Origin of the sequence: Alteromonas sp. AO-Serp (assembly GCF_017849675.1) — a bacterium.
In the GTDB taxonomy this organism is placed as follows: Bacteria; Pseudomonadota; Gammaproteobacteria; order Enterobacterales; family Alteromonadaceae; genus Alteromonas; species Alteromonas macleodii.
On the sequence record NZ_JAFLMX010000019.1, the window covers coordinates 1 to 2,125 of the forward strand.

At 44.8% G+C, this 2,125-nt stretch carries 2 pseudogenes; both read left to right on the top strand.

Annotation, left to right across the window (positions count from 1 at the left end):
* Positions 1-18 precede the first annotated feature (18 nt).
* Positions 19-1,365 (top strand): annotated as a pseudogene (locus QVA83_RS01740) (SbcC/MukB-like Walker B domain-containing protein); the annotation flags it as partial.
* Positions 1,366-1,489: 124 nt separating this feature from the next.
* Positions 1,490-2,125: pseudogene (locus QVA83_RS01745) on the top strand (S41 family peptidase); the annotation flags it as partial.

The following is a 2,125-nucleotide window of genomic DNA, read 5'->3' on the forward strand; positions in this document are numbered from 1 at the left end:
AGATGTGTATAAGAGTCTGGTGCTGATATTCACAACTTGACTATTGATGGAATTGCCTCGTGGCTAAATGAAAAAGCCGAAGCGCTAAAAACCTATAAACACAATCATCAGCTACACGCCAAACTTAAAGATGAGTTGCAAGAGGTAAGTAGCAACTTGCTTGTGGTTAATCGTGATATAGAAAGCGCTGAGGATCAGCTTAAGGGCGTATGCGAAGAGCTTGTGCAGCTAGATAAAAGCCTAAAGGCGCTGCGAGACTCGCGCACAACCGTATTCCCTGAAGGTGATATTGCTGAAACAAGGAATAAGGCAAACGCCGCCCAAGAAATGGCTGAGCGAAATGTAAATGAATGCAAATCTCGCCTACAACAAACGGACACTATTTTGTCTCGTTTAGAAGCAGAAATTGCCCAGCTTAATGAGCAAATGCGCGAAAAAGAGCAGGCACTTACAGAGGCAACAGAGCACTTTAGCCGTCAGTTGGCGAGCAGCCCATTTGACGATGAGCAAGCGTTTAGTAATGCGCTTTTAGACGAAGATACCCGCAACACCTTGCTTGAACTGCAAAAGCGATTAGCTCAGCAAAAACAACAAGCGGACTTAAAGCTAGAAAACGCGCTAGCTACCCAACAATCGCTAAAAGCCCATGCTAACGCAGCACAGTGGCAGAGCGAGTTAGAAGAGCACGGTGCACAGTGGCTCGATACGAAAATTACCCAGCAAGCTCAGCAGCGTGACACGCTGTTATCGTCTTTAGGGCAAATTGAACAGCAGCTAAGCGCTAACAATCAAGCCCGCGAAAGGCAGCAGCAGCTTGTGGATGAGATGGCCGCGTTTGAGGCCTATTACGACGATATTACTTACCTGCACTCGTTAATTGGTTCGGCCAGCGGCGACAAATTCAGACGTTTTGCCCAAGGACTTACCTTGGACAACTTAGTGCAGCTTGCAAATCAGCAGCTTGATAAATTACACGGTCGCTATCAGCTAATTCGAAAAGAAAACGAAGGGTTGGGTTTAAGTGTATTAGACACCTGGCATGGTGACGTAGTGCGAGACACCAAAACCCTGTCTGGTGGAGAAAGTTTCTTAGTGAGCCTTGCACTGGCATTAGCTTTATCTGACTTGGTCAGTCACAAGACCAGTATTGATTCGCTGTTTTTGGATGAAGGCTTTGGCACCCTAGATGCTGAAACTTTGGATGTGGCGCTTGATGCACTAGACAACTTAAATGCCAGCGGAAAAATGATTGGAGTGATAAGCCATATTGAAGCCATGAAAGAGCGTATTCCTACTCAGCTTAAAGTGATTAAACGCAACGGTGTAGGGTTAAGTGCACTAGAAAAACCTTATGCGGTGGGGTGAACTCACCGCTTAGGAATTAGTAGCTAAAACGTTTGCTTACAAGTATGTACGTGGTAAATGCTCGCAAAATCATGGTTTTATGATACTTTATTGTTATTAAAAGTAGATGTGGACATCATATTTAGTGAAACGATTTGCGATATTCCCTCTTTTTGCCTCTTTCTGTTCGTTTGGTAGTACCTTTCAGTGTGAAAGTGAGTTTGCATGGCTAAAAAGCACGTTTGAAAACAACGATGCCGGTTTTCAATATAGCGTCGAGAAAAAAGGGCAGGACCTTTATTCGGCCCACAATAGTGCGATTTTGGCGCGAGTACAAAGCGCGAAAAGCGAAGCGCAATGCCACACAGTGCTTAGCGACTGGCTTACATTTTTTCGCAAGGGGCACATTGGTCTTGCGTTAAATACGAATGGCTCAGAGGAAGCGGTACGCGAATCGGTAGTGCATGATTTCGACTTATCGGCATTTAAACAACATTTGAAAAGCCAACGTGACGAAACTCTTGAGGGGATTTGGCAATTCTCAAGCTATACGGTTGCCTTAAAAAAAGAGGGCAATGTCCATAAAGCTTATATCGTTGAAAGTACCAACCCTTCATGGAAGGCGGGACAAGTAAAGTTCATCGTTAATGACCCTGAAGACAACAATACTGCAAAAGTGACGTTTTTTATGGGCGATCACTCCGCCCGACAAATCGATACCATGACACTCTTGGGTAACAATGAAGTGGTGTTGGGCAATAGCTTTATCGTTATGTCGCGA